Below are 26,035 nucleotides of genomic sequence, written 5' to 3'. Positions count from 1 at the left end.
CTTTATGTGATAAGCGACAGGGTTTACGTGGATTACCTTCCTCTATTTGCTGATATCAGACACAAACCGGTGCTGGTAGTGGGCGGCGGCGATGTGGCCGCGCGCAAAATCGAACTGCTTCGACGCGCCGGTGCGCGGGTACTGGTGGTATCACGCGAACTCTGCGACGAACTGGCCGAACTGGAAACCCAGGGCGAAATCGAATGGCTGGCGAAGGCCTATGATGCCAGCCAGCTTGACCGCGTATTTTTTGTGATCGCTGCCACCGATGATGGCGATCTCAACGGCCAGGTGTTTCAGGACGCCACCGATCGTTTCCTGCTGGCGAACGTGGTGGATGACCAGCCGAAATGTTCCTTTATTTTCCCTTCCATCGTCGATCGCTCGCCGCTGGTGGTGGCTATCTCTTCCGGCGGTACTGCGCCGGTGCTGGCGCGCCTGCTGCGTGAAAAAATTGAAACCCTGCTGCCCGCCACGCTGGGCCAGATGGCCGAGATTGCCGGTCAGTGGCGCGGCAAGGTCAAAGCCCGCTTCAGTAAAATGTCCGATCGACGCCGCTTCTGGGAGAAAGCCTTTAACGGGCTGTTTGCCAGCCAGGTGGGGTCGGGCAACGTTGACGGCGCTCGCCTCACGCTGGATAAGCAGCTGGATGAACCGGAAGCCGCACAGGGAGAGATTATCCTTGTGGGAGCGGGACCGGGCGACAGCGGTCTGCTGACGCTGCGCGGGTTGCAGGTCATGCAGCTGGCCGATGTGGTGCTGTATGACTATCTGGTCAGTGATGAAATTCTGGATTTAGTCCGCCGCGATGCCGACCGTATCTGCGTCGGTAAACGTGCTAACGCCCACAGCGTGCCGCAGGAAGAAACCAATCGCCTGCTGGTTGAGCTGGCCAAACAGGGTAAGCGCGTGGTGCGTCTGAAGGGTGGCGATCCGTTTATCTTTGGTCGCGGGGGCGAAGAGCTTCAGGCGGCAGTGGAGGCGGGTATTCCCTTCCAGGTGGTGCCGGGTGTGACTGCAGCGGCAGGCGCAACCGCCTATGCCGGGATACCGCTGACCCACCGCGATCACGCCCAGAGCGTGCTGTTTGTCACCGGCCAGTGCCGGGCCGACAGCAGCGGCACTGACTGGCCGTCGCTGGCGCGTGCGCGACAGACGCTGGCAATTTATATGGGATCGGCAAACGCAGGCGACATCGCCAGCCAGCTTATCGCCCACGGGCGCGACCCTAAAACTCCGACGGCGGTGATTGGCCGTGGCACCCGACAGGATCAAAAGGTGCTGACCGGCACACTGGATCAGCTGGACGAGCTGGCACGCAACGCCCCAACCCCGGCGCTGTTAGTGATTGGCGAAGTGGTCAATCTGCATCAGCAGCTGGCGTGGTATCAACATTCTGCGCAGCAGGACGGACGCGAGTCCGCCGTTGTGAATTTGGCTTGAGGAAAAGTTATGGATCAAAAACGTCTGACTCATCTGCGTCAACTGGAGGCGGAGAGTATCCATATTATCCGCGAAGTGGCGGCAGAGTTCGCCAATCCGGTGATGATGTACTCCATCGGTAAAGACTCATCGGTGATGCTGCACCTGGCGCGTAAGGCCTTCTACCCGGGAACGCTGCCGTTCCCGCTGCTGCATGTTGATACCGGCTGGAAATTCCGTGAAATGTACGAATTCCGCGATCGTACGGTAAAAAACATTGGCGCCGAGCTGCTGGTTCACCGCAACCCGGAAGGCGTGGCAATGGGCATCAGCCCGTTTGTCCACGGCAGCGCCAAGCATACCGATATCATGAAAACCGAAGGGCTGAAGCAGGCGCTGAACAAATACGGTTTTGATGCGGCCTTTGGCGGCGCACGTCGTGACGAGGAGAAATCCCGCGCGAAAGAGCGTATCTACTCCTTCCGCGACCGCTTCCACCGCTGGGACCCAAAAAATCAGCGCCCGGAGCTGTGGCACAACTACAACGGCCAGATTAACAAAGGCGAAAGCATTCGCGTGTTCCCGCTCTCTAACTGGACCGAGCTGGATATCTGGCAGTATATCTTCCTGGAAAATATCGAAATCGTTCCGCTATATCTGGCCGCTGAGCGCCCGGTTCTGGAGCGTGACGGCATGCTGATGATGATCGACGACGAGCGCATTAACCTGCAGCCCGGCGAGAAAATCGAACAGCGCATGGTACGTTTCCGCACCCTCGGCTGCTGGCCGCTAACCGGCGCAGTAGAGTCTGAAGCGCAAACGCTGCCGGAGATTATTGAAGAGATGCTGGTTTCCACCACCAGCGAGCGTCAGGGGCGGGTGATTGACCGCGATCAGTCTGGCTCGATGGAGCTGAAGAAACGCCAGGGTTATTTCTAAGGAGCCGCCATGAATACCATTATTGCACAACAGATCGCCGATCAGGGCGGGGTGGAAGCCTGGCTGCACGCTCAGCAGCATAAAAGCCTGCTGCGTTTTCTGACCTGCGGCAGCGTTGACGACGGCAAAAGTACGCTGATTGGCCGCCTGCTGCACGACACCCGACAGATTTATGAAGACCAGCTCTCCACGCTGCACAACGACAGCAAGCGCCACGGTACGCAGGGTGAGAAGCTGGACCTGGCGCTGCTGGTGGATGGCCTGCAGGCCGAGCGCGAACAGGGCATCACTATCGATGTCGCCTACCGCTATTTCTCTACCGAGAAGCGTAAATTCATTATCGCCGATACCCCGGGGCACGAGCAGTACACCCGCAACATGGCGACCGGTGCTTCAACTTGCGATCTGGCGATTTTGCTGATCGATGCCCGTAAAGGCGTGCTCGATCAAACCCGTCGCCACAGCTTTATCTCTACGCTGCTGGGCATTAAACACCTGGTGGTGGCGGTCAATAAAATGGATCTGGTGGACTACAGCCAGCAGACCTTTGAAGAGATCAAACAGAACTACCTCGACTTTGCCGAACAGCTGCCGGGCGATCTGGATATCCGCTTTGTGCCGCTCTCCGCGCTGGAAGGCGAGAACGTGGCGTCGCCGAGCGTCGCAATGAACTGGTACAGCGGCCCGACGCTGCTCGACGTGCTGGAAACCGTTGAGGTGCAGCGCGTGGTAGAGCAGCAGCCGATGCGTTTCCCGGTGCAGTACGTTAACCGCCCGAACCTCGACTTCCGCGGTTACGCCGGTACGCTGGCGTCTGGTGTGGTACAGGTCGGTCAGCGGGTAAAAGTGCTGCCGTCCGGCGTGGAGTCGGCCATTGCCCGCATCGTCACCTTTGATGGTGATTTGCAGCAGGCCAGCGCGGGCGAAGCGATTACCCTGGTGCTGAAAGATGAAATCGACATCAGCCGCGGCGACCTGCTGGTGGCCGTTGATGCCGATCTCAAACCGGTACAGGGCGCGTCGGTCAATGTGGTGTGGATGGCCGAGCAGCCGCTGGTGCCGGGCCAGAGCTTTGACGTGAAAATTGCCGGTAAGAAGACCCGCGCGCGCCTGGAGAAAATTCAGTATCAGGTTGAGATCAATAATCTGACTCGTCATGAAGCGCAGGAGCTGCCGCTGAACGGGATTGGCCTGGTGGATCTGACATTCGATGAGCCAATGGTGCTTGATCCGTATCAGCAAAACCCGGTAACCGGCGGGATGATCTTTATCGATCGTTTGAGCAACGTCACCGTTGGGGCCGGTATGATCCTTGAAGCGCTGGCGGAAACGCAGCAGGCGGCAGGTCACTACAGCGCCTTTGAGCTGGAGCTGAACGCGCTGGTGCGTCGTCACTTCCCGCACTGGAACGCGCGCGACCTGCTGGGCGGTAACTGATATGGCCCTGCATGACGAGAATGTCGTCTGGCACGATCACCCGGTCAGCCGGGAAGATCGTGAAGGGCAGCACGGTCATCAGGGCGCGGTACTGTGGTTTACCGGGCTTTCCGGCTCCGGTAAATCCACCGTCGCCGGTGCGCTGGAGCAGGTACTGCACCGTCTGGGTGCCAGTACCTATCTGCTGGATGGCGATAACGTGCGCCACGGCCTGTGCCGCGATCTCGGCTTCAGCGATGACGACCGCCGGGAGAATATCCGCCGGGTGGGAGAAGTGGCGAAGCTGATGGTGGATGCGGGTCTGCTGGTACTCACTGCCTTTATTTCGCCGCACCGTGCCGAGCGCGATATGGTGCGCGAGATGCTGGGAGAAGGGCGTTTTATTGAGGTGTTTGTCGATACGCCGCTGGCCATTTGTGAAGCGCGCGATCCGAAAGGATTGTACAAAAAAGCCAGGGCAGGGGAGCTGCGTAATTTCACCGGTATCGACTCGGTTTACGAGGCCCCGGAACGGGCTGACCTCCACCTGGACGGTGAACAATTGGTAACACATTTAACCGCCCAGATATTAGACCTGTTGCGCCAGCGCGATATTATCAAACCCTGATACAGCGACTGTTAACGCCCTCGCGGGCGTTACTCAGGCGGGCATCGTTTCGGTGCTCCGCTCAAGCGTTAATGGGATATCTATGCAAAACGTCACCCCACTGCTGGCAAGAAAAGACAAAAGCGATCAAGATGAGGCTTCCTGGCCATTTCCTGGCGGCGTGGTGGGCTTCGCTTCATGGTGGGTAGCCCTCGCTACAACGTTTATACTGTACGGTTCTAACACCCTGTTTTTCTTCCTTTACACCTGGCCGTTCTTCCTTGCTCTGCTGCCGGTTTCCGTGCTGGTCGGTATTGCGATCAGCGTGCTGCTGCGCGGGCATCTGATCTGGACTACGATTGCAACGGTGATGGTAGTTATTTGCCTGTTCTGGCTGCTGTTTAGCCAGTTAACCGGTTGGTGACCTTCACGCCTGATGTGTAAACGCATCGCTGCGTTACAAAATTTTTCGTTAACCTGCGCCAGAAATTACTTCTCATTTGGTGTTTTTTGCCGCGTTTGCGCGGCTTAGTCCGAGAAAACAGCTCTATTTCACTGGCAGAGTGGAGTCGTAGTAAAAGTTATGGGATGATTGAGCCGTTTTTCAGGGGGCGGGGATGGGAAAACTTACGCTGCTGTTACTTGTTCTGCTGGGCTGGCTGCAATATTCGCTCTGGCTGGGCAAGAATGGCATACATGACTATACGCGCGTTAATGAGGATGTTGCGGTGCAGCAGACCAATAACGCCAAGCTTAAAGCGCGCAACGATCAGCTTTTTGCCGAAATCGACGATCTTAACGGCGGTTCGGAAGCGATCGAGGAACGCGCACGTAACGAGCTGGGAATGATCAAACCCGGTGAGATCTTCTATCGCCTTGTGCCGGATCAAAGCAAACGAAACGCGCAGCAAAGCCAACCAGCCAATCAGTAACGATAACCATGAACATCGCAGACTCCTGTCCGCACGTGATCGCCGTTGTGCCCGCAGCGGGGATTGGCAGCCGCATGCTGTCCGAGTGCCCCAAACAGTATCTTTCCATCGGCAACAAAACGATTCTTGAACACAGCCTGGATGCGCTGTTGGCGCACCCGGCGGTGACTAAGGCGATTGTGGCTCTCAGCCCGGATGATGTCTATTTTTCACGACTGCCGGTGGCGAACGACCCGCGTATTATTCAGGTGGTGGGCGGTAACCAGCGTGCCGACTCGGTGCTGGCCGGATTAAAAGCGGCTGAAAATGCGCAGTGGGCGCTGGTACATGACGCCGCTCGCCCCTGTCTGCATCTCAACGATCTGACCCGGCTGCTGGAGCTGACCCAGCGCAGTGAGGTCGGCGGTATTCTTGCCGCACCGGTACGCGATACCATGAAGCGGGCAACCGGCGGTGCCGAAACGATTGCCCATACGGTGGAGCGTGAAGCTCTGTGGCACGCGCTGACGCCGCAGCTGTTCCCGCTGGCGCTGCTGCGAAATTGTCTGGAGCGTGCCCTGCGTGAAGGTGCCAGCATTACCGATGAGGCTTCTGCCCTCGAGTACTGCGGCTATCACCCGGAATTAGTCAGCGGACGCAGTGATAATCTTAAAGTAACCCGGCCGGAAGATCTGGCGCTGGCCGAGTTCTATCTGACCCAAATTTATAATAAGGAGAACGCATAATGCGTATTGGTCATGGTTTTGATGTACACGCTTTTGGCGGCGAAGGCCCGCTGATTATTGGCGGCGTGCGTATCCCTTATGAGAAAGGATTACTGGCCCATTCCGACGGTGACGTGGCGCTGCATGCGCTGACCGATGCACTGCTGGGCGCGGCTGCACTGGGCGATATCGGTAAACTCTTCCCGGACACCGACGCCGCCTATAAAGGTGCGGACAGCCGTGAGCTGCTGCGCGAAGCGTGGCGCCAGATTGAGAAAAAAGGCTACCGCGTGGGCAACGTTGACGTCACGATCATCGCACAGGCACCGAAAATGCTGCCGCACACGCCGCAGATGCGCATCAATATTGCCGAAGACCTGGGTATCCACATGGATGAAGTCAACGTGAAGGCCACCACCACCGAAAAGCTGGGCTTTACCGGCCGTGGTGAAGGCATTGCCTGTGAAGCCGTTGCGCTGCTGATTAAGGCCTGAAGATGGATTTAGCAAAGCAGAACTGGCTGTACGGTAAACCGACCGCCGAAGGCGTGCTGAAGGCCACGGCGGAAGATTTCGTTGTGGTTGAGGATCTGGGCTACGCACCGGACGGCGACGGTGAACAGCTTCTGGTGCGTATTCGTAAAACCGGCTGTAACACCCGCTTCGTGGCTGAAGCGCTGGCAAAATTCGTTGGTATTCATCCGCGTGACGCCAGCTTTGCCGGTATGAAGGACCGCCACGCCGTTACCGAACAGTGGTTCTGCCTGCGACTGCCGGGTAAAGAGACGCCGGATATGCGCAAATTCGCGCTGGAAGGGGTTGAGGTGCTGGAAAGTGCCCGGCACCGCCGCAAGCTGCGTACCGGGGCCCTGCAGGGCAATGATTTCCGGCTGGTCCTGCGGCAGGTGACCGATCGTGATGCCGTAGAGCAGCGCCTGCAGCAGATTGCTCTGGGTGGTGTCCCCAACTATTTTGGCAGCCAGCGTTTTGGCCATAATGGTAACAACCTGCTGATGGCGCAGCGCTGGGCGGCAGATGAAATCCGCGTGCGCGAGCGTAACAAACGCAGTTTCCTGCTCTCGGCGGCGCGAAGCGCGATGTTTAATCAGGTTGTCAGCGATCGTCTGGCACAGCAGGGTACGCTGACGAAGGTATTGAACGGCGATGCGCTGCAGCTGACCGGGCGCGGCAGTTGGTTTGTTGCCACAGCAGAAGAGCTGGATACCCTGCAACAGCGCGTTTACGAAAACGAACTGCGTGTTACCGCTCCGTTGCCGGGCAGCGGTGAATGGGGCACCCGCGATGAGGCGCTGGCGCTGGAGCAGGCTTCTCTGGTATCGGAAACGGCCTTAATCGAACTGATGACGCGTGAAAAGGTGGAAGCCGCACGCCGCGCGATGCTGGTGATCCCCCGCGATCTGCGCTGGGTCTGGCTGGATGATGCCACGCTGGCGATGAACTTCTGGCTGCCGGCGGGAAGCTTCGCCACCAGCGTGGTGCGTGAATTGCTTCTGCCGCAGGGCAGTGCCGACGAGGTTGATGAATAGCGCGCGGACCTGTTTTTTACTGCCGCTTCGGCGGCAGCTTCTAGTCGATTGAAACCAGAAACTTACACCTACCACAACCCGAATCATCCAGCTAAAATGGCTTCCAGCCACGCCTTTTATTCCGCGTATTTTTCATACGCACAGCGGTCAGTTATCCCTGCTGTCGGAATCGGGCGAACAAAAATTATCAACAGGTTAGGTGTTAAATGCGAATTTTGCTGAGTAACGACGATGGTATCCATGCGCCAGGTATTCAGGCGCTGGCAAAGGCGCTGCGCCAGTTTGCTGAGGTCCAGGTTGTTGCTCCCGATCGTAACCGCAGCGGGGCGTCAAACTCGCTGACGCTGGAAACACCACTGCGCACGTTTGATTATCCCAACGGTGATATTGCCGTGCAGATGGGAACGCCTACCGACTGTGTTTACCTCGGGGTCAATACCCTGATGCGCCCCAAGCCGGATATTGTGGTCTCCGGAATCAACGCCGGGCCGAACCTCGGTGATGATGTGATCTACTCCGGGACCGTTGCGGCAGCGATGGAAGGGCGTCATCTGGGGCTTCCTGCTTTGGCGGTGTCGCTGGACGGGCACCAGCATTATGAAACCGCAGCGGCGGTGACCTGCTCAATTCTGCGTGCGCTGGAGCGTGAACCGCTGCGCACGGGCCGCATTCTTAATATTAATGTTCCCGATTTGCCGCTGGAGCAGATTAAAGGTATCCGGGTGACGCGCTGCGGCAGCCGCCATCCCAGCGACAGGGCGATTCAGCAACAGGACCCGAGAGGCAATACGATGTACTGGATTGGGCCTCCGGGCGACAAGCTGGATGCAGGCCCGGGTACCGATTTTGCTGCGGTTGATGAGGGTTATGTGTCGGTTACCGCTCTTCATGTCGACTTGACCGCCCATGCGGCGCAGGAGGTTGTATCTTCCTGGCTGTCACGCGTTGAGGTTGACCAACAATGGTAAGCGGCGGCCGGATCGATACGCTGCTTACACTGCTGAGAAAGCAGGGCATTAACGATGAACGATTGCTGCAGGCAATAGAAGATGTGCCGCGCGAACGCTTCGTTGATGAGGCTTTTGAGCATAAAGCCTGGGACAATATGGCGCTGCCTATTGGTTCCGGACAGACGATTTCTCAGCCCTATATGGTGGCCAGAATGACCGAGCTGCTGGAGCTCACCCCGCAGTCGCGCGTGTTGGAAATCGGTACCGGTTCCGGCTATCAGACAGCGATTCTGGCGCATCTGGTGGAGCATGTTTGTTCCGTCGAGCGCATAAAAGGGTTGCAGTGGCAGGCCAAGCGCCGACTGAAGCAGCTCGATCTGCATAATGTTTCAACCCGCCACGGCGACGGCTGGCTCGGCTGGCGTTCTCGCGGGCCCTTCGACGCGATTATTGTGACGGCGGCCCCGCCGGAAATACCGGATGCTTTACTGGCACAGCTGGATGAAGGGGGCATTATGGTGTTGCCGGTGGGGGAAGAGCAGCAGGTTTTACAGCGCATTCGCCGCCGGGGAGGTGAGTTTGTGGTTGAAACCATCGAGCCGGTTCGCTTTGTTCCTTTGGTGCAGGGTGATCTGGCCTGAAGTGAGTCGCTAATAAAGATTAATACAACTGGCATGGCACGTTGTGGTTGATATTGCTAGTATCTGAATAATTCGCGCGGGCTGACAGAAGATGCTGTAAACCATCAGCCCGGCCGCAGTTCTGTCTTTAATAAGCATTGCCGTAATGGGGGAAGAATGAGCACTGGAAGCCCGGTTTTTAAGTTGCGCCGTATTGCGGCCGTTTCATTGATAGGTTTTTGGCTGGCAGGTTGTTCCAGCGATAATACGCAGGCTCCCATCAGTTCAGTTGGCGGTAATGATTCAGGCATGCTGAGTAATTCAGGTGGCGGGGGCGGCGGTGGATTTATTCCCGCCCGCCCGCCGTCGTCTTCAAATGGTGGAATGCTTTCCTCCTCTTCTTCTTCACCAAACGTGGTGACGGAAAACGGGCGCATTGTTTACAACCGCAGTTATGGGAACATTCCGAAAGGTAGCTACAGCGGTGACAGCTATACCGTTAAGCGTGGCGACACTCTGTTCTACATTGCGTGGATTACCGGCAATGATTTCCGCGATTTGGCGCAGCGCAATAATATCCCTGCCCCTTACGGGCTCAACGTTGGCCAGCAGATTCAGGTTGGCAACGGCGGCGGTACGCCGATTACCGGTGGTAATGCAATCACGGTTGCCGATGCGACTGCGGGTGGCGTAACGACTCCTCCTTCCAGTACACAAATGAAGCCAACACCTGTTGCACGGCAACCGGTTATTACGTATTCTGAGGATTCAGGTACTCCAAGTGGAGGAAGTGGAGGCAAAATGCTGCCTTCATCCGGCACAACTGTTGCAACGACAACAGCGCCGGTTACCGCCCCGACCGTCAGCAGTACAACGGACAGCGCAACCCCAGTGGGAAGCTGGCGTTGGCCGACAGACGGTAAGATTATTGATAACTTCTCTGCTTCCGAAGGAGGCAATAAAGGTATCGATATCGCGGGTTCACGTGGTCAGTCCGTTGTATCCACCGCTTCAGGCAGGGTGGTATATGCCGGGAATGCGCTGCGCGGTTACGGTAATCTGATAATCATCAAACATAATGATGACTACCTGAGTGCTTATGCCCATAACGACACTATGCTGGTCCGTGAACAACAAGAGGTTAAAGCGGGTCAGAAAATAGCCACCATGGGCAGTACCGGCACAAGTTCGGTTAGATTGCACTTTGAAATTCGTTACAAGGGGAAATCCGTAAACCCGTTGCGTTATTTACCGCAGCGATAACCGGCAGAACCTTGGTGTTCTGCCCTGGAATCACGGGTAGGAGCCGCTTATGAGCCAGAATACGCTGAAAGTTAATGAGTTAAATGAAGATGCGGAATTCGACGAAAACGGAGCTGAGGTTTTTGATGAGAAGGCTCTTGTCGGAAATGAACCTGGTGATAACGATTTAGCAGAAGAAGAACTGCTGTCGCAGGGGGCCACACAGCGTGTGCTCGATGCGACACAGCTCTATCTTGGGGAGATTGGTTATTCCCCACTGTTAACGGCGGAAGAAGAAGTCTTCTTTGCCCGCCGGGCGCTTCGTGGCGACATTCCTTCACGTCGCCGAATGATTGAAAGCAACCTGCGTCTGGTGGTAAAAATCGCCCGTCGTTACAGCAATCGTGGTCTGGCGCTGCTGGATCTGATTGAAGAAGGTAACCTCGGTTTGATCCGTGCCGTAGAGAAGTTTGACCCGGAAAGAGGGTTCCGTTTCTCCACGTACGCCACCTGGTGGATTCGTCAGACGATTGAACGGGCGATCATGAATCAAACCCGTACCATCCGCCTGCCGATTCACATCGTGAAAGAGCTGAACGTTTATCTGCGCACCGCGCGTGAACTTTCCCATAAGCTCGATCATGAGCCAAGTGCGGAAGAGATTGCCGAGCAGTTAGATAAACCTGTTGATGACGTAAGCCGGATGCTGCGCCTCAACGAACGCATTACCTCGGTTGATACGCCGCTGGGCGGAGATTCTGAGAAAGCGCTGCTGGATATTCTGGCCGACGAGAAAGATAACGGTCCGGAAGATACCACCCAGGACGATGACATGAAGCAAAGCATCGTCAAATGGCTGTTCGAACTGAACGCCAAGCAGCGTGAAGTGCTGGCACGTCGTTTCGGCCTGTTAGGCTATGAAGCGGCCACGCTGGAAGATGTGGGTCGCGAAATTGGTCTGACCCGCGAGCGTGTTCGCCAGATTCAGGTTGAAGGTCTTCGTCGTCTGCGCGAAATTCTGCAGGCACAGGGACTGAATATTGAAGCGCTGTTCCGCGAATAATCGCGAAACTGCTGACTGAGTTAATGCGAAAAGCGACGATCTCCGATCGTCGCTTTTTTATTGCCTTCTTTTTAGCTATAGCCGTTTTGCAACGACCAGACTGCCGCCTCAACCCGCGATTTCATCTGTAGTTTCTTCAGCAAATGCTTAACGTGTACCTTCACTGTGCTTTCACTGATGCACAGGCGACGCGCTATCAGTTTATTACTCATTCCCATTGCAATCAGTTTAAGGATATCGCGTTCGCGGGCGGTAAGCTGTTCAATATCCGGCACTTCTTTTGGTCGCTGCTGGCGGAGGCTGGCAGCCAACAGCGGTGGTAATGTTTCGCTCAGTACCATTTCCCCGGCAGCGGCGCGGTGTAGCGAGTTCAACAACGCTTCGGGTTCCATATCCTTCAGCAGATAGCCATCGGCCCCCCGCTTGAGTGCGCGTACGACATCATCTTCATAATCTGAAACGCTAAATACCACGATGCGTCCGCGGGCGTCTATCGCGCGCAATTGTTCCAGCGTTTCCAGACCATTCATTCCTGGCATATGCAGATCCAGCAGGATCAGATCGTAGTCATTTTTTTCCGCCAACAGTACACCTTCTGCACCATTGCCTGCCTCGCCAATCACCTTCAGACGATCGTCCATACCGATCAATTGTTTCAGTCCGGTACGAATCATCGGGTGATCGTCAATCAGCAGAACGGTCGCGGGAGCAGGGTTTTTAGTCATCCATTATTCCGGGGGGGTTAATTGCGTAAAACGGCTGAATATACAGTAGTTGGTACTATTGTCTTTCATTGAAGAGAGAATACCCATACCTCTTTTGAGGTAATACTTAATATCTTGATTATATGATAACCATAGGTAACCACCTTAATATTTCAATAACCAATTGATTATCATGTTTTTATTTTTATTTTCTCCTACCCCTATTTAGAGGTAATTCCGTGCCTGGGCGGGTGGGCACCTGCAGGCTCGTTGATATACGTCAATTCGACCAGAGGCATTACTACTCAGGATGGTGCCATCTTCAACAACGCCACTGAGAAAAATATGTCCCAATCATCCCCTTCACCAGGAAAGAAACATAGCGCAGTCATCGAAAACTGGCAGCCCGAAAATGCCCAGTTCTGGGCGGCAACGGGAAAGCGAATCGCCAGCCGTAACCTGTGGATTTCCGTTTTTTGTCTGATGCTGTCCTTCTGCGTCTGGATGCTGTTCAGCACCGTCGCTGTAAACCTGAACAAGGTTGGTTTTAACTTTACCACCGATCAGCTTTTTCTGCTGACTGCACTGCCCTCCGTTTCCGGCGCGATTCTACGCGTGCCTTACTCGTTTGTTATTCCCATCTTTGGTGGCCGTCGTTGGACAACCTTCAGCACCTGCTTTTTACTGCTTCCCTGCATCTGGCTGGGCTTTGCGGTGCAAAACCCCGAAACGCCGTTCACTATTTTTGTGATCATTTCTCTGCTGTGCGGCTTTGCCGGCGCTAACTTTGCCTCGAGCATGGGCAATATCAGCTTCTTCTTCCCGAAATCAATGCAGGGTGGCGCGCTCGGCGTCAACGGCGGATTGGGTAACCTCGGTGTTAGCGTTATGCAGCTGCTGGCTCCGCTGGCAATTTCGATGGCTATCTTTGGTTTTTTCAACGACGGTGGCTCAACTGGCAATAGTGGTATCTGGCTGGAAAATGCGGCCTGGATTTGGGTGCCGCTGCTGTTTATCGCCACGATTGCTGCCTGGTTCGGCATGAACGATCTGGCTGCAGCAAAATCCTCGCTGAGCGAGCAGCTACCGGTGCTTAAACGTGGCCATTTGTGGATGCTCTCACTGCTCTATCTTGCCGCGTTCGGCTCTTTCATCGGTTTTTCCGCTGGTTTTGCCATGCTGTCCAAAACCCAGTTTCCCGACGTCGCCATCATGAAGTATGCCTTCTTCGGCCCGTTTATCGGCGCGCTGGCGCGTTCTGCCGGCGGCATTATTTCCGATCGCCTGGGCGGCGTTCGCGTTTCGCTGTTTACCTTCATCCTGATGGCGATATTCACCGCTTTGGTCTTCCTGACCCTGCCGACTGAAACCAGCTCTGGCTCGTTTATCGCCTTCTACGGTGTGTTTATGGTGCTGTTCTTCGCCGCCGGTCTGGGTAGCGGCTCCACCTTCCAGATGATCGCCGTCATCTTCCGCAAGCTGACCATCGATCGCGTCAAAGCCGCCGGTGGCAGCGATGAAACCGCGCAGCGTGAAGCGGTGACCGAAACCAGCGCCGCATTAGGCTTTATCTCGGCAATTGGTGCGCTGGGCGGCTTCTTTATTCCACAAACCTTTGGGATTTCGCTGAGCATGAGCGGATCGCCAGCCGGTGCAATGAAAGTGTTTTTAGTGTTTTACCTGATTTGTATCGCGATTACCTGGCTGGTTTACGGCCGTAAAAAAAATAACTAAGCGCGATAAAAAATAATTCCTTTTTGGAGCATGTCGTATGAGCAAATTTCTGGATCGTTTACGCTATTTTAAACAGCTGGCAGAACCCTTCTCCGGCGATCACGGGCAAACCCTGAACACCAACCGTGACTGGGAGGATGGTTATCGCAGCCGCTGGCAGCATGACAAAATCGTTCGCTCCACGCACGGAGTTAACTGTACCGGTTCATGCAGCTGGAAAATCTATGTAAAAAATGGCCTGGTCACCTGGGAAACCCAGCAGACCGACTATCCGCGTACCCGCCCGGATTTACCTAACCATGAGCCTCGCGGCTGTCCCCGCGGAGCCAGCTATTCCTGGTACTTATACAGCGCTAACCGCCTGAAGTACCCTTTGATGCGCAAGAGCCTGATTACGCTCTGGCGCAAAGCGAAAGCTCGCCATACCGATCCGGTCCTGGCGTGGCAGTCGATTGTGGAAGATGCCGAGCAGGCCACCAGCTATAAAGCGGCGCGTGGGCGCGGTGGTTTCGTACGTTCAAGCTGGCAGGAGGTTAATGAACTGATTGCTGCGGCTAACGTCTATACCGCGAAAACCTTCGGACCTGACCGTATTATTGGTTTTTCCCCGATCCCGGCGATGTCGATGGTTTCCTACGCCTCGGGGTCGCGTTACCTGTCACTGATTGGCGGCACCTGTCTGAGCTTCTATGACTGGTACTGCGACCTGCCTCCGGCATCACCAATGACCTGGGGTGAGCAGACCGACGTTCCCGAGTCCGCCGACTGGTATAACTCTTCCTACATCATGGCGTGGGGCAGCAACGTTCCGCAGACCCGTACGCCGGATGCGCACTTCTTTACCGAAGTCCGCTACAAAGGCACCAAAACCGTCGCCATTACGCCGGACTATGCCGAAATCGCCAAGCTTTGCGATCAGTGGCTTGCGCCTAAGCAGGGCACCGACAGCGCGCTGGCGATGGCGATGGGCCACGTTATGCTGACCGAGTTCCACCAGCAGCGCCAGGTGGAATACTTCCGTAACTATGTTCGCACCTACACCGATATGCCGATGCTGGTGATGCTGGAGCCGCGCGACGGTGGCTATTACGCTGCCGGACGTATGCTGCGTGCCAGCGATCTGGTTGATGGCCTGGGCCAGGAAAATAATCCACAGTGGAAAACCATTGCCATCAACGAAGCCAACGGCGAGTTGGTTGCACCGCAGGGATCGATTGGTTACCGCTGGGGCGAGAAGGGCAAGTGGAACCTCGAACAACGCGAAGGTAAGGATCAGCAGGAAGTCGAGCTGCAGCTGAGCCTGCTGGACAAGCACGATGACATCGTTGACGTCGGCTTCCCTTACTTTGGCGGTACCGAAGTTCAGGACTTCAACACCGTCGCGCTGGATGAAATTCTGCTGCACAAGCTACCGGTTAAGCGCCTGCAGCTGGCTGACGGTAGCACCGCGCTGGTGACCAGCGTCTACGATTTGACGCTGGCGAACTACGGCGTTGAGCGCGGCATGAATGATGCTAACTGTGCGGCAACCTATGACGAGGTGAAGGCCTACAGTCCAGCATGGGCTGAGCAGATCACCGGCGTACCGCGTCAGAATACGATTCGTATTGCGCGTGAGTTTGCCGAAACCGCTGAAAAAACGCGTGGACGCTCCATGATTATCGTCGGTGCCGGTCTGAACCACTGGTATCACATGGACATGAACTACCGTGGCCTGATCAATATGCTGGTGTTCTGCGGCTGCGTCGGACAGAGCGGCGGCGGCTGGGCACACTATGTTGGCCAGGAAAAACTGCGTCCGCAGACCGGCTGGCTGCCGCTGGCCTTTGGCCTTGACTGGCAGCGCCCACCGCGCCATATGAACGGCACCTCGTTCTTCTACAATCACTCCAGCCAGTGGCGCTATGAGAGCCTGCAAACCGAAGAGCTGCTGTCACCGCTGGCGGATAAATCACGCTACACCGGCAGTCTTATCGACTTCAACGTGCGCTCTGAGCGCATGGGCTGGCTGCCGTCGGCACCACAGCTGAACGTTAACCCACTGCATCTGGCGGAAAAAGCAAAAGCAGCAGGTGTTTCCCCGGTTGATTACACCGTTGCCGGTTTGAAGGACGGCTCCGTGCGTTTTGCCGCCGAGCAGCCTGACAACCCGCAGAACTTCCCACGCAACCTCTTTGTCTGGCGTTCTAACCTGCTGGGTTCTTCCGGTAAGGGGCATGAATATCTGCTGAAGTACCTGCTGGGCACCGACAGCGGCGTGCTGGGTGATGACCTGGGGGAAATGGGGGCGACGAAGCCGGAAGAAGTGGAATGGCGTGATAATCCTGGCAAGGGCAAGCTTGACCTTGTGGTGACCCTCGATTTCCGTATGTCGAGCACCTGTCTCTACTCCGATATCGTACTGCCAACCGCAACCTGGTATGAAAAAGACGATATGAATACCTCGGATATGCATCCGTTTATTCATCCGCTGTCTGCCGCCGTCGATCCGGCCTGGGAATCCCGCAGCGACTGGGAAATTTACAAGGGCATCGCGAAGCGTTTCTCTGAGCTGTGCGTCGGCCACCTTGGCGTGGAAACCGACGTGGTGACCCTGCCGATGCAGCACGACTCCGCCGCTGAGCTGGCACAGCCGCTGGGCGTGCAGGACTGGCACAAAGGCGAATGCGACCTGATCCCGGGTAAAACCGCACCGCATCTGATGGTGGTGGAGCGAGATTACCCATCAACCTATGAGCGTTTTACCTCCCTGGGACCGCTGCTCGATAAGCTGGGCAACGGCGGTAAGGGCATCAGCTGGAATACGCAGACCGAGGTCGATTTCCTTAAAAAGCTCAACTACGTCAAGGCCGATGGTCCGGCAGCGGGCCGACCCAATATCGACAGTGCCATTGATGCGGCTGAAGTCATTCTGTCGCTGGCACCGGAAACCAACGGTCAGGTTGCGGTTAAGGCCTGGCAGGCGCTGGGTGAATTTACCGGGCGCGATCATACCCATCTGGCGCTGAATAAAGAGGATGAAAAAATCCGCTTCCGCGATATCCAGGCACAGCCGCGCAAAATTATCTCCAGCCCGACCTGGTCCGGTCTGGAAGATGAGCATGTGTCTTATAACGCCGGTTATACCAACGTTCACGAGCTGATCCCATGGCGTACGCTGACCGGCCGTCAGCAGCTGTATCAGGATCACCAGTGGATGCGTGATTTTGGCGAAAGCCTGCTGGTCTACCGTCCGCCGATCGATACTCGCACCGTACAGCCGCTGATAAACCGCAAGCCTAACGGTAATCCTGAAATGGCGCTGAACTTCATCACGCCGCACCAGAAGTGGGGTATTCACTCAACCTACAGTGAAAACCTGTTGATGCTGACGCTGTCGCGCGGTGGCCCGATTGTCTGGCTGAGCGAGGACGATGCTAAGCAGTTAGGTATTGAGGATAACGACTGGATCGAGGCCTTCAACGCCAACGGTGCACTGACCGCCAGAGCCGTGGTCAGCCAGCGCGTGCCTGCGGGTATGACCATGATGTACCACGCTCAGGAACGTATCGTGAATATTCCTGGTGCGGAAACGACGAAGCAGCGTGGCGGTATTCATAACTCGGTAACGCGCGTCTGCCCGAAACCGACGCACATGATTGGCGGCTACGCGCATCAGTCCTACGGCTTTAACTATTACGGCACCGTCGGTTCTAACCGCGATGAGTTCGTCATAGTCAGAAAGATGAATAATATTAATTGGTTAGATGGTGAAGGCAACGACGATTGCCAGGGCAGCCAGCAGGAGGTCGCTAAATGAAAATTCGTTCACAGGTCGGGATGGTATTGAATCTCGACAAATGTATCGGCTGCCACACCTGCTCAGTAACCTGTAAAAACGTCTGGACCAGCCGGGAAGGGATGGAGTACGCCTGGTTCAATAACGTTGAAAGCAAGCCGGGCGTGGGCTTCCCCCATGCGTGGGAAGATCAGGAGAAGTGGAAGGGCGGCTGGATTCGAAAAATTAACGGCAAGCTGGAGCCCCGCATGGGGAGCCGCGTTGGCGTGCTGTCGAAAATCTTTGCCAACCCGCACGTACCGGAACTGGACGATTACTACGAGCCGTTTGATTTCGACTATCAGCATCTGCATAACGCACCGGCCGGTAAGCACCAGCCGATTGCCCGTCCGCGCTCGCTGATCACCGGCGAGCGGATGAAGAAGATTGAGAACGGTCCAAACTGGGAAGAGATTCTCGGTGGCGAGTTCAGCAAGCGTTCGAAAGATGCCAACTTTGCGCATATCCAGAAGGAGATGTACGGCCAGTTCGAAAACACCTTCATGATGTATCTGCCGCGCCTGTGCGAACACTGCCTGAATCCGGCGTGCGTGGCGACCTGTCCAAGCGGCGCGATCTATAAGCGTGGCGAAGATGGCATTGTGCTAATCGATCAGGACAAGTGCCGCGGCTGGCGCATGTGCCTGACCGGCTGTCCTTACAAGAAAATCTACTTCAACTGGAAAAGCGGCAAGTCGGAAAAATGTATTTTCTGCTATCCGCGCATCGAATCGGGCGCGCCGACCGTGTGTTCAGAAACCTGCGTGGGCCGTATCCGCTACCTCGGTGTACTGCTGTATGACGCCGATCGTATTGAGCAGGCCGCTTCAGTGGAGAATGAGAAAGATCTCTACCAGAGTCAGCTGGATGTTTTCCTCGACCCGAACGATCCGGCGGTCATTGAGCAGGCACTGAAAGATGGTGTACCGCAAAGTGTGATCGACGCGGCACAGCGTTCACCGGTGTACAAAATGGCGATGGACTGGAAGCTGGCGCTGCCGCTGCACCCGGAATATCGCACGCTGCCGATGGTATGGTACGTGCCGCCGCTGTCGCCAATTCAGTCAGTGGCAGATGCGGGACAGCTGAGCCATAACGGCGTGCTGCCGGATGTGGAAAGCCTGCGTATTCCGGTGCAGTACCTCGCTAACCTGCTGACGGCTGGCGATACCGCACCGGTACTGCTGGCGTTGAAACGCATGCTGGCAATGCGTCACTACAAGCGTGCAGAAACCGTTGACGGCGTTCATGACGTCAGCGCGCTGGAGCAGGTAGGGCTGACCGAGGCGCAGGCGCAGGAGATGTATCGCTATCTGGCGATCGCCAACTACGAAGACCGCTTTGTGATCCCGTCCAGCCACCGCGAGCAGGCGCGTGAAGCCTTCCCTGAAAGTAAGGGCTGTGGTTTCAGCTTCGGCGACGGCTGCCACGGTAGCGACGTGAAGTTCAATCTGTTTAACAGCCGCCGCATCGATGCGATTGACGTGTCGATCAAAACTACGCGGGAGGAAGATGCATCATGATTGCGATACGTCTTATCGCCCGCCTGCTGGATTACCCGGAGCAGGAACTCTTCGATCATCAGGAAGAGCTGCAGGCAGCCCTGCAGGAAGCGGATGAACTCAGCGGTGAACAAAAAGCGATGCTGGCGGAGTTTATCCGCCACTGTGCAGCGCGGCCGCTGCTGGATCTGCAATCCGACTACTGTGAGCTGTTCGATCGCGGCCGCGCGACGTCGCTGCTGCTGTTTGAACATGTACACGGTGAATCCCGCGATCGCGGACAGGCGATGGTCGATCTGTTGGATCAGTACCGTGCTGACGGCCTGGAGCTGGATGCCCGAGAACTGCCGGATCATCTGCCGCTTTATCTGGAATATCTGGCGCAGGGTGGGCTGGCCCGCGTTCGTCAGGGCCTGCAGGACGTTGCACCTATTCTTGCTCTACTGGGTGCTCGTCTTGAACAGCGTGGCAGTCCTTATGCTCAGCTATTCCCCCTGCTGTTGGATCTGTCCGGCAGCAGCGCCAGCCCTGAGTCATTGCAGTCGCAGGTTGCGGGTGAAACGCGGGACGACACGCCGCAGGCGCTTGACGCGGTGTGGGAAGAAGAGCAGGTGTCCTTTATTGCCCGCATGAATCCACAGGGTGAAGGCTGTACGGCCACACATCAGCGCCGTTTCGCGGGGGCCGTCACTCCGCAGTACCTCGACGTTTCGACACTCAGCCAGCCAAGGGGAGAGTAGGTTATGCAATTTTTAAATATGTTCTTTTTTGATATCTACCCCTATCTGGCCGGTACGGTATTTCTGGTAGGAAGCTGGCTGCGCTACGATTACGGTCAGTACAGCTGGCGGGCGGGCTCAAGTCAGATGCTGAGTAAGAAGGGGATGAGGTTTGCCTCTAACCTGTTCCATATCGGGATACTCGGTATCTTCTTTGGTCATATCGTTGGCCTGCTGACGCCACACTGGGTTTATCAGTCCTTCCTGCCCATCGCTGCCAAGCAACAGCTGGCGATGATTGCCGGGGGGATCTGTGGGGCGATGACGCTGATCGGTGGCGGTCTGCTGCTCAAGCGCCGACTGACTAACGTGCGCGTGCGTGCAACCAGTAGCTTTGCTGACATTATGATCCTGACGCTGCTGGTGGTTCAGGCTGCACTGGGGCTGTTAACTATCCCATTCTCAGCGCAGCATGCGGATGGGTTAGAAATGATGAAGCTGGTGGACTGGGCGCAGGCGGTGGTGACCTTCCACGGTGGCGCATCGCAGCATCTGGAGGGCGTGGCCTTTATCTACCGCGTGCATATGGTGCTGGGTATGACGCTGTTCCTGCTGTTCCCGTTCTGCCGCCTGGTGCATATCTGGAGCGCGCCGGTCGAGTACCTCACCCGTCGCTATCAGCTGGTGCGTAACCGCCGCTGAAAATAAACGGTGAAATATAAAACGGGCTGGTATCTACCAGCCCGTTTTTTTATACGTTGCAACCCGTGCCCTCAAGCTTATCGCTGTGAGCGGGCGCTTAAAGCCCCTTTTGATTTCTGCCCAAACCCGCTGCGAAGCGGGCCTTTCAGGGGTTATCAACCAGCGCCTGTTAATGCCGGATTAAACCAGTGATTTCAGGCGGTAAATCCATTCCAGCGCCTGGCGAGGGGAAAGCGAGTCGGGATCGAGCGCTTCCAGTGCCTCAACGGCGGGGGATGTTTCTTCCACCAGCAGCGGCAGCTGTGAACCATCGGCTTTAGTGGCGGCGGCACTGCCGGAAAGGGCTTCAAGCTCTTTCAGCTTCTGCCGAGCACGCTTAATCACGTCCTTCGGCACGCCCGCCAGCGCGGCGACCGCCAGCCCGTAGCTTTTGCTGGCTGCGCCATCCTGCACGCTGTGCATAAAGGCGATGGTATCGCCGTGCTCAACGGCATCCAGATGAACGTTAGCCACGCCTTCAATCTGATCCGGTAAGGTGGTCAGCTCGAAATAGTGGGTGGCAAACAGCGTCATCGCCTTAATGCGGGTAGCCAGGCTTTCCGCGCAGGCCCAGGCCAGCGACAGGCCGTCGTAGGTGGATGTTCCACGGCCGATTTCGTCCATCAGCACCAGGCTGTACTCGGTGGCGTTGTGCAGGATATTGGCGGTTTCGGTCATTTCCACCATAAAAGTGGAGCGGCCAGATGCCAGATCGTCCGCTGCGCCAACGCGGGTAAAGATTCGATCTACCGGGCCAATGACCGCCTGCTCTGCCGGAACGAAGCTGCCGATACAGGCCATCAGCGTGATCAGCGCGGCCTGGCGCATATAGGTACTTTTACCGCCCATATTCGGGCCGGTAACGATCAGCATGCGGCGCTGCGGTGAAAGCGACAGCGGGTTGGCGATAAACGGTTCTTTCAGTACCTGTTCAACCACCGGATGGCGCCCGCCGGTCAGCTTAATCCCTGCTTTATCGCTCAGCGTTGGGCAGCTGTAGTTCAGCGTCCATGCGCGTTCGGCCAGGTTGCTCAGCACGTCCAGCTCGGCCAGCGCCGCGGCGCTCACCTGTAACGCTTCCAGGTGCGGCAGCAGCATATCGAACAGCTGCTCATACAGCGCTTTTTCCAGCGTCAGCGCTTTGCCTTTGGACGTCAGAACTTTATCTTCATATTCCTTCAGCTCGGGAATGATATAGCGCTCGGCGTTTTTCAGCGTCTGGCGGCGAACATAGTGGATCGGCACCTGATGGCTCTGACCACGGCTGACCTGAATGTAGTAACCGTGAATGGCATTGAACCCGACCTTCAGCGTGTCCAGGCCGAGCTTTTCACGCTCGCGGATTTCCAGCCGGTCAAGGTAGTCGGTCGCGCCGTCGGCCAGTGCCCGCCATTCATCCAGCTCTTCGTTATAGCCTGGCGCAATGACACCGCCGTCGCGCACCAGCACCGGCGGGGTTTCGATAATCGCGCGCTCCAGCAGCTCGCGCAGTTCGGCAAACTCACCCATCTGGCTACGCAGTGTTTGCAGATGGCCGGTTTGATTATTTTCCAGTACCTCATTCAGCTGCGGTAGCTGCTGGAAGGCGTGGCGCATGCGGGCCAGATCGCGCGGGCGGGCGGTGCGCAGCGCCAGACGTGCCAGAATTCGCTCAAGATCGCCGATCTGCCGCAGCAGCGGCGAAAGCTCATCGTTGAGATCCTGCAGGGCGGCGATACTTTGCTGACGCTGGGTAATGACCTGGGTATTGCGCACCGGACTGTGCAGCCAGCGCTTCAGCATGCGGCTGCCCATTGGCGTCACGGTTTTGTCCAGTACCGAAGCCAGCGTGTTTTCAATGCCGCCGGAAAGATTCTGGGTGATTTCAAGGTTTCTACGGGTAGCCGCATCCATAATGATGCTGTCCTGCTGGCGTTCCATGGTCAGCGAACGGATATGCGGCAGCGAGGTGCGCTGGGTATCTTTCACGTACTGCAACAGACAGCCAGCAGCACGCAGCGCCTGATGTGCCTGCTCCACGCCGAAACCGCTGAGATCGCGGGTGGCGAACTGCAGGTTGAGCTGCTGACGGGCGGTATCCAGCTCAAACTCCCACAGCGGGCGGCGGCGCAGGCCGCGGCGGTTTTCAATCAGCGCCATTGACGGGAAGTCTTCCGGGTATAGCAGCTCGGCCGGGTTAGAGCGCTGTAGTTCTGCTGCCATCGTTTCCTGATCGCCCGGCTCTGCCACACGGAAACGGCCAGAGCTGATATCCAGCGTGGCGTAACCAAACCCACGTGCGCTTTGCCAGATGGCCGCCAACAGATTATCCTGGCGCTCCTGCAGCAGCGCCTCATCGCTGATCGTTCCCGGGGTGACAATGCGCACCACTTTACGCTCGACCGGGCCTTTGCTCAGCGCCGGGTCACCGACCTGCTCGCAGATCGCGACGGATTCGCCCAGCTGTACCAGCTTCGCCAGATAGTTTTCCACGGCGTGATAGGGCACGCCCGCCATCGGGATCGGCTCTCCGGCGGAAGCACCGCGTTTAGTCAGCGAAATTTCCAGCAGCTGAGAAGCACGTTTGGCATCGTCGTAAAACAGCTCATAGAAGTCACCCATACGGTAGAACATCAAAATTTCCGGATGTTCTGCTTTCAGCCGCAGGTACTGCTGCATCATGGGGGTATGGGAATCGAAATTCTTGTTGTCAGTCACGGACATGGTTTGATTAATCCATTGAATTTAAAGTGTAATGTGATTTTGTTGTTTTCGTTGGTATCACGGTGTTGCTCAAAATAACGCGCAATCGTGCAGCGACTAGCGATGTAAAATCAATCGGTTAACTCTGCCCGATGATCGGCACCGTTATCTAACGCTATAGTAGCCCAGTGACCAACGGGCTGTCACAGGTAATAACGGAAGGCTTGCCGCAAACTTTGCATCAGGTTGGGAGATCGCTGCGATCGAGGTGAATCAGGCCTGGTTGCCAGGCTGTCAGCTTGTTGGCTTGTTGGCTTGTTGGCTATTTTGTCAGATTGTCAGATTGTCAGATTGTCAGATTGTCAGATTGTCAGATTGGTGGATTGGTGGATTGGTGGATGCGGGAGAAGTGAATAGGGGAAGGAACGATGTCTGCAAAGTGGCGGACCTGCCGCTTTCGGGCAGGTTCCGCCGGATCTTTGATGGGATAAGGTCAGGCCGATCGGGCAAGCGTGCCGACAACGCGGTTGCTGAGTCGGCCAATCTTTTCGATTTCCACCGCAATAACATCATTTTCATGCAGGAACAGCGGCGGTACGCGCGACTTACCAACGCCGCCTGGCGACCCGGTAATAATCACATCGCCGGGTGACAGCGTGGTAAAGGTACTGATGTAGGCAATCATTTGCGGAATGGAATGAAGCATGTTCGCCGTCGTATCATCCTGGACCAGCCGATCGTTAAGCCAGGTTTTAATCGTTAAATTTTGTGGATCGCCAATTTCATCCGGCGTGACCAGCCAGGGGCCGAACGCACCTGTTGCCGGCCAGTTCTTACCGGCGGTGTACCACTTGTACTGCCAGTCGCGCACGGAACCATCCATATAGCAGCTATAGCCCGCCACGCAGGAGAGGGCCTGTTCTTCAGGAATATGCCGTGCCGTTTGGCCGATGATAATCGCCAGCTCTCCCTCGTAATCGAACTGATCGGAACAGGCTGGCTTAATAATCATATCGTTATGGCCAACCTGTGAGTCTGCAAAACGAATAAACAGGGTGGGGGCCTCTTCGGTTTCATTAAACTCTTTGCGTTTCTGCGCATAGTTCATGCCCACACCGAAGATTTTGCCAGGCCGGTCAATCACTGGAAGAAACTGAATATCATTGATCTTCAGATCCGGAGAACAGGACTGGTACTGGCTGAGATCGCTCAGCTGATGCTGGCTTAAAAACGTATTAATATCATGGCAGCCTGTATGGCGACCGATATCAATAATGTCATCATGACGGTAAATACCGAAACTCCTGGCACCGGTTTTGTTGATGATAAAATTAATGATTTTCATAAATAACCTGGCTGTTATCTTAAAGTGGAACCGTATTGGTCAGAACCAGTGAGAACACCATGACAAACGAGAACACCACGACAGGTAAGAAGGAAAAACGGATATGATCTTTCAATTCAACGCCGGCCAGGCCAATCGCTAAATAGGTGGTCGCAAAGACCGGGCTGAGCATCATGGTGATATTTTTCCCCACCACCATGGTTAACCCCATCTCTTCCCAGCTTAAACCGTAATTGGTTCCGACTTTGGCAACCAGAGGGTAAATACCGTAGAAGAAAGCATCCGGGCCAATTACAAAACCAATTAATCCGCCGAGCAGCCCCATGATGATATGCAGATGTGAGCCTAAGGAGTCGGGCATCACGTGGAGCACCACGTCGGCCATTTCCGTGAGAATTGAGGCGTCGCCACCACCGCTTAAAATACCGACGAAAACACCGGCGGCCATCACCGTGCCGGAAATCATATAAGCGGAGTAGGCATATTTTTTCATGACGCCTTCCTGCGCCTTGAGATTGGGATAGTTGAAAATCATCGCGGCGGAAAACGCGCACATAAAGATAATGTAGGCCTGAATATGCGTGATCAGCAGCAGGAGTGTGGCGCCGACCACCAGCGTGACGTTGATAGCAAACAGCAGGCGGTTTTGCTTACCTTCAACTGCATGATGGCCTTTACCCGTCGCCTTCTCCGGCTCCAGCTCTGCTTCCGGAATCGGCAGGCCACGCGCAATTCGCCGTTTTTCCTGCAGGCCTAAATACAGCCCCAGCACAATCATACAGACCAGCCCAATCACCTGGGTTGGGATCAGGCGGTGATAGAGGGCATTCACGTCAAGGCCAGACACGGCAGCAACGCGCGCCAGCGGACCGGCCCATGGCGTAAAGTTGGTTACTCCCATGCCAGCCGCCAGCATACACAGCAGCACCACAGGCCTGATACCGAACTGCTTATAAATCGGCAACATGGCGCCAATGGTGATTAACACCGTAGGCACAGACGAGCCGTCCAGGTGAGCAATGGTCGCAATACATCCGGTCACCACCACAATTGCCACTACGCTGTTGCCGGCAATTTTGGTCATCCAGTTAACCAGCGGCTGGAATACCCCGGCGTCGGTGACAATGCTGAAAAAGATAATTGAGAAGGTGAACAACACCGCGTTAGGCGCGGTTTGCATCACGCCTTTCATGATGTAATCATTCATCTGCATTGGCGTATAGCCTGCGCAGAACCCGGCGATAATGGAAAGAAAAATAAATAATGAGATGGGAGTGGCTTTTCCTTTAATCAGGAAAAACATCAGGCATGCAATGAGTGCATAACCAATCAGGGCAAGGTACATATTAT

22 protein-coding genes are annotated in these 26,035 nt (G+C 55.9%); 18 read left to right on the top strand and 4 right to left on the bottom strand.

All coding sequences use genetic code 11. The annotated features are described in order from the left end of the window. Window positions 1-27 precede the first annotated feature (27 nt). From cysG to rpoS, 13 genes are all read left to right on the top strand, one after another. Complete coding sequence (gene cysG / locus IBT46_RS19610; protein WP_200547030.1) at window positions 28-1,443, top strand: siroheme synthase CysG; 1,416 nt, start codon at window positions 28-30, stop codon at window positions 1,441-1,443. A 9-nt stretch (window positions 1,444-1,452) separates the two neighbouring features. Beyond that, the gene (cysD, locus tag IBT46_RS19605) at window positions 1,453-2,361 is read left to right on the top strand and encodes a sulfate adenylyltransferase subunit CysD (RefSeq protein ID WP_105593945.1); all 909 of its coding nucleotides are present in this window, start codon (window positions 1,453-1,455) and stop codon (window positions 2,359-2,361) included. Between the two features lie 9 nt (window positions 2,362-2,370). Further along, a complete protein-coding gene (gene cysN, locus IBT46_RS19600; RefSeq protein ID WP_200547029.1) occupies window positions 2,371-3,798 on the top strand; it encodes a sulfate adenylyltransferase subunit CysN in 1,428 nt (475 codons plus the stop codon). Between the two features lies 1 nt (window position 3,799). Then, window positions 3,800-4,405 carry an adenylyl-sulfate kinase gene (gene cysC / locus IBT46_RS19595; RefSeq protein WP_105593947.1) on the top strand — a complete coding sequence of 202 codons (606 nt, stop codon included), beginning with the start codon at window positions 3,800-3,802 and terminating at the stop codon, window positions 4,403-4,405. 82 nt (window positions 4,406-4,487) lie between these two features. After that, window positions 4,488-4,808 carry a DUF3561 family protein gene (locus tag IBT46_RS19590; protein ID WP_105593948.1) on the top strand — a complete coding sequence of 107 codons (321 nt, stop codon included), beginning with the start codon at window positions 4,488-4,490 and terminating at the stop codon, window positions 4,806-4,808. 193 nt (window positions 4,809-5,001) lie between these two features. Then, window positions 5,002-5,316: a cell division protein FtsB gene (ftsB, locus tag IBT46_RS19585; RefSeq protein ID WP_105593949.1), complete on the top strand. Its 315-nt coding sequence runs from the start codon at window positions 5,002-5,004 to the stop codon at window positions 5,314-5,316. Window positions 5,317-5,324: 8 nt separating this feature from the next. Beyond that, on the top strand, window positions 5,325-6,041 hold the full coding sequence (gene ispD, locus IBT46_RS19580; RefSeq protein WP_200547028.1) for a 2-C-methyl-D-erythritol 4-phosphate cytidylyltransferase: 717 nt from the start codon (window positions 5,325-5,327) through the stop codon (window positions 6,039-6,041). After that, entirely contained in the window at window positions 6,041-6,514 is a 474-nt protein-coding gene (ispF, locus tag IBT46_RS19575) for a 2-C-methyl-D-erythritol 2,4-cyclodiphosphate synthase (protein WP_105593951.1), read from the top strand. Before ispD ends, ispF begins: the two co-directional genes overlap by 1 nt. Window positions 6,515-6,516: 2 nt before the next feature. Continuing rightward, complete coding sequence (gene truD / locus IBT46_RS19570; protein WP_200547027.1) at window positions 6,517-7,566, top strand: tRNA pseudouridine(13) synthase TruD; 1,050 nt, start codon at window positions 6,517-6,519, stop codon at window positions 7,564-7,566. Window positions 7,567-7,772: 206 nt separating this feature from the next. Continuing rightward, entirely contained in the window at window positions 7,773-8,534 is a 762-nt protein-coding gene (surE, locus tag IBT46_RS19565; protein ID WP_200547026.1) for a 5'/3'-nucleotidase SurE, read from the top strand. Beyond that, window positions 8,528-9,157, top strand: a complete 630-nt coding sequence (locus tag IBT46_RS19560) for a protein-L-isoaspartate(D-aspartate) O-methyltransferase (protein ID WP_200547025.1) — start codon at window positions 8,528-8,530, stop codon at window positions 9,155-9,157. The genes surE and IBT46_RS19560 overlap by 7 nt, the downstream gene beginning before the upstream one ends. Before the next feature lie 156 nt (window positions 9,158-9,313). After that, the gene (gene nlpD / locus IBT46_RS19555; RefSeq protein WP_200547024.1) at window positions 9,314-10,399 is read left to right on the top strand and encodes a murein hydrolase activator NlpD; all 1,086 of its coding nucleotides are present in this window, start codon (window positions 9,314-9,316) and stop codon (window positions 10,397-10,399) included. Between the two features lie 49 nt (window positions 10,400-10,448). Further along, window positions 10,449-11,441, top strand: coding sequence for an RNA polymerase sigma factor RpoS (gene rpoS, locus IBT46_RS19550; protein ID WP_105593956.1), 993 nt, complete (start codon window positions 10,449-10,451; stop codon window positions 11,439-11,441). 71 nt (window positions 11,442-11,512) lie between these two features. On the opposite strand, the gene narL is transcribed toward rpoS, so the two are convergent. After that, window positions 11,513-12,166, bottom strand: a complete 654-nt coding sequence (narL, locus tag IBT46_RS19545) for a two-component system response regulator NarL (protein WP_105593957.1) — start codon at window positions 12,164-12,166, stop codon at window positions 11,513-11,515. A gap of 324 nt (window positions 12,167-12,490) precedes the next feature. On the opposite strand from narL, the gene IBT46_RS19540 reads away from it, so the two are divergent. The 5 genes from IBT46_RS19540 to narI are packed head-to-tail and all read left to right on the top strand — an operon-like array spanning window position 12,491 to window position 20,619. Further along, window positions 12,491-13,879, top strand: a complete 1,389-nt coding sequence (locus tag IBT46_RS19540; RefSeq protein WP_200547023.1) for a NarK family nitrate/nitrite MFS transporter — start codon at window positions 12,491-12,493, stop codon at window positions 13,877-13,879. Between the two features lie 37 nt (window positions 13,880-13,916). Next, window positions 13,917-17,678 carry a nitrate reductase subunit alpha gene (locus IBT46_RS19535; RefSeq protein ID WP_200547022.1) on the top strand — a complete coding sequence of 1,254 codons (3,762 nt, stop codon included), beginning with the start codon at window positions 13,917-13,919 and terminating at the stop codon, window positions 17,676-17,678. Next, the gene (gene narH / locus IBT46_RS19530; RefSeq protein ID WP_105593960.1) at window positions 17,675-19,219 is read left to right on the top strand and encodes a nitrate reductase subunit beta; all 1,545 of its coding nucleotides are present in this window, start codon (window positions 17,675-17,677) and stop codon (window positions 19,217-19,219) included. The genes IBT46_RS19535 and narH overlap by 4 nt, the downstream gene beginning before the upstream one ends. Then, entirely contained in the window at window positions 19,216-19,938 is a 723-nt protein-coding gene (gene narJ, locus IBT46_RS19525) for a nitrate reductase molybdenum cofactor assembly chaperone (protein ID WP_200547021.1), read from the top strand. The genes narH and narJ overlap by 4 nt, the downstream gene beginning before the upstream one ends. Before the next feature lie 3 nt (window positions 19,939-19,941). Further along, entirely contained in the window at window positions 19,942-20,619 is a 678-nt protein-coding gene (gene narI, locus IBT46_RS19520; RefSeq protein WP_200547020.1) for a respiratory nitrate reductase subunit gamma, read from the top strand. A 180-nt stretch (window positions 20,620-20,799) separates the two neighbouring features. Here narI and mutS read toward each other — a convergent pair whose 3' ends face one another. From mutS to IBT46_RS19505, 3 genes are all read right to left on the bottom strand, one after another. Then, window positions 20,800-23,361: a DNA mismatch repair protein MutS gene (gene mutS / locus IBT46_RS19515; RefSeq protein WP_200547019.1), complete on the bottom strand. Its 2,562-nt coding sequence runs from the start codon at window positions 23,359-23,361 to the stop codon at window positions 20,800-20,802. Window positions 23,362-23,833: 472 nt separating this feature from the next. Beyond that, window positions 23,834-24,685, bottom strand: a complete 852-nt coding sequence (locus tag IBT46_RS19510) for a fumarylacetoacetate hydrolase family protein (protein WP_200547018.1) — start codon at window positions 24,683-24,685, stop codon at window positions 23,834-23,836. Window positions 24,686-24,704: 19 nt separating this feature from the next. Beyond that, on the bottom strand, window positions 24,705-26,030 hold the full coding sequence (locus IBT46_RS19505; RefSeq protein WP_200547017.1) for a CitMHS family transporter: 1,326 nt from the start codon (window positions 26,028-26,030) through the stop codon (window positions 24,705-24,707). Between the last annotated feature and the right edge of the window lie 5 nt (window positions 26,031-26,035).

Source organism: Erwinia sp. S38 (genome assembly GCF_016624545.1).
GTDB classification, from domain to species: domain Bacteria; phylum Pseudomonadota; class Gammaproteobacteria; order Enterobacterales; family Enterobacteriaceae; genus Erwinia; species Erwinia coffeiphila.
Note: the sequence above shows the minus strand (reverse complement) of the source record. Positions and strands in the feature narration are given on the sequence as shown.

Excerpts from the sequence above, each read along its gene's own strand:
- cysD (WP_105593945.1), top strand. The coding sequence starts at position 1,453 with ATGGATCAAAAACGTCTGACTCATCTGCGTCAACTGGAGGCGGAGAGT.
- cysN (WP_200547029.1), top strand. The coding sequence starts at position 2,371 with ATGAATACCATTATTGCACAACAGATCGCCGATCAGGGCGGGGTGGAA.
- cysC (WP_105593947.1), top strand. The coding sequence starts at position 3,800 with ATGGCCCTGCATGACGAGAATGTCGTCTGGCACGATCACCCGGTCAGC.
- IBT46_RS19590 (WP_105593948.1), top strand. The coding sequence starts at position 4,488 with ATGCAAAACGTCACCCCACTGCTGGCAAGAAAAGACAAAAGCGATCAA.
- ftsB (WP_105593949.1), top strand. The coding sequence starts at position 5,002 with ATGGGAAAACTTACGCTGCTGTTACTTGTTCTGCTGGGCTGGCTGCAA.
- ispD (WP_200547028.1), top strand. The coding sequence starts at position 5,325 with ATGAACATCGCAGACTCCTGTCCGCACGTGATCGCCGTTGTGCCCGCA.
- ispF (WP_105593951.1), top strand. The coding sequence starts at position 6,041 with ATGCGTATTGGTCATGGTTTTGATGTACACGCTTTTGGCGGCGAAGGC.
- truD (WP_200547027.1), top strand. The coding sequence starts at position 6,517 with ATGGATTTAGCAAAGCAGAACTGGCTGTACGGTAAACCGACCGCCGAA.
- surE (WP_200547026.1), top strand. The coding sequence starts at position 7,773 with ATGCGAATTTTGCTGAGTAACGACGATGGTATCCATGCGCCAGGTATT.
- IBT46_RS19560 (WP_200547025.1), top strand. The coding sequence starts at position 8,528 with ATGGTAAGCGGCGGCCGGATCGATACGCTGCTTACACTGCTGAGAAAG.
- nlpD (WP_200547024.1), top strand. The coding sequence starts at position 9,314 with ATGAGCACTGGAAGCCCGGTTTTTAAGTTGCGCCGTATTGCGGCCGTT.
- rpoS (WP_105593956.1), top strand. The coding sequence starts at position 10,449 with ATGAGCCAGAATACGCTGAAAGTTAATGAGTTAAATGAAGATGCGGAA.
- narL (WP_105593957.1), bottom strand. The coding sequence starts at position 12,166 with ATGACTAAAAACCCTGCTCCCGCGACCGTTCTGCTGATTGACGATCAC.
- IBT46_RS19540 (WP_200547023.1), top strand. The coding sequence starts at position 12,491 with ATGTCCCAATCATCCCCTTCACCAGGAAAGAAACATAGCGCAGTCATC.
- IBT46_RS19535 (WP_200547022.1), top strand. The coding sequence starts at position 13,917 with ATGAGCAAATTTCTGGATCGTTTACGCTATTTTAAACAGCTGGCAGAA.
- narH (WP_105593960.1), top strand. The coding sequence starts at position 17,675 with ATGAAAATTCGTTCACAGGTCGGGATGGTATTGAATCTCGACAAATGT.
- narJ (WP_200547021.1), top strand. The coding sequence starts at position 19,216 with ATGATTGCGATACGTCTTATCGCCCGCCTGCTGGATTACCCGGAGCAG.
- narI (WP_200547020.1), top strand. The coding sequence starts at position 19,942 with ATGCAATTTTTAAATATGTTCTTTTTTGATATCTACCCCTATCTGGCC.
- mutS (WP_200547019.1), bottom strand. The coding sequence starts at position 23,361 with ATGTCCGTGACTGACAACAAGAATTTCGATTCCCATACCCCCATGATG.
- IBT46_RS19510 (WP_200547018.1), bottom strand. The coding sequence starts at position 24,685 with ATGAAAATCATTAATTTTATCATCAACAAAACCGGTGCCAGGAGTTTC.
- IBT46_RS19505 (WP_200547017.1), bottom strand. The coding sequence starts at position 26,030 with ATGTACCTTGCCCTGATTGGTTATGCACTCATTGCATGCCTGATGTTT.